The organism is Aeromonas sp. MR19, assembly GCF_963899305.1.
Taxonomy (GTDB): Bacteria; Pseudomonadota; Gammaproteobacteria; order Enterobacterales; family Aeromonadaceae; genus Aeromonas; species Aeromonas bestiarum.
Window position 1 is genome coordinate 1 of the sequence record NZ_CAWQWZ010000024.1, and the last position, 973, is coordinate 973.

The 973-nt window shown below is 55.8% G+C and carries 1 pseudogene; it reads left to right on the forward strand.

Annotated features, from left to right (window positions below):
• Positions 1-63: 63 nt before the first annotated feature.
• A pseudogene (locus AACQ95_RS14350) lies at positions 64-973 on the forward strand (IS3 family transposase); the annotation flags it as partial.

The window sequence follows — 973 nt, forward strand, 5'->3', positions numbered from 1 at the left end:
TGAATCGCCCCTACTTTCCTAGACACCTCAAGAGCCTCAAACTGAGGTCATTCAGGAGGTGTTATGAGCAAGCAGCAACGTTACACGGAAGAATTTAAACTGGCCGCCGTCAAGCAGGTGACTGAGCGCCATTACCCAGTGGCAGAGGTCGCCGAGCGACTTGGTGTTTCCAGCCATAGTCTTTACGCCTGGATCAAACGCTATAGCCAGCCCGACGTGCAGCAGTATGAGTCCAGCCAGCAAGCCGAGATCCGCCGCCTCAAGGCCGAATTGCGCCGCGTCACCGATGAGCGAGATATCTTAAAAAAGGCCGCCGCGTACTTTGCCAAGCTGTCAGGTTAAGGTACGCCTTCATCCGGGAACACGAGTCCACGCATCCTGTCCGCAGACTGTGCCGGATGATGAATGTCCACCCGAGCGGTTATTACGCTTGGCAGCGACAGCCCTTATCTACCCGAGCACAGGAGGATCAACGCCTTCTGGGCCAGATCAAGCAATGTTGGCTAGAAAGCGGGGGCGTCTATGGTTATCGCAAGATCCGGGATGACCTGCGAGAAATGGGCGAGACCTGTGGCAAGCACCGGGTGGCGCGATTAATGCGACATGAAGGGTTACGTTCACAAACCGGCTATCACCGCCGTCCAGGCCATTATGGTGGCCGGCCAACGGTGGTTGCACCGAATCATTTGGAACGCCAGTTCGATGTGACCGAGCCCAATAAGGTCTGGGTAACGGACATCACCTACATTCGCACGCATGAAGGCTGGCTCTATCTGGCTGTGGTATTGGATTTGTTCTCACGACACGTCATTGGTTGGTCGATGGGGCAGCGGATCGACCGAGAGCTGGCCATCAGTGCGTTACTGATGGCGGTGTGGCGACGGCGACCCGAACAAGAAGTGCTGGTTCATTCCGACCAAGGGAGCCAGTTTAGCAGCTATGACTGGCAGGATTTTTTGCGGGAAAACCAGCT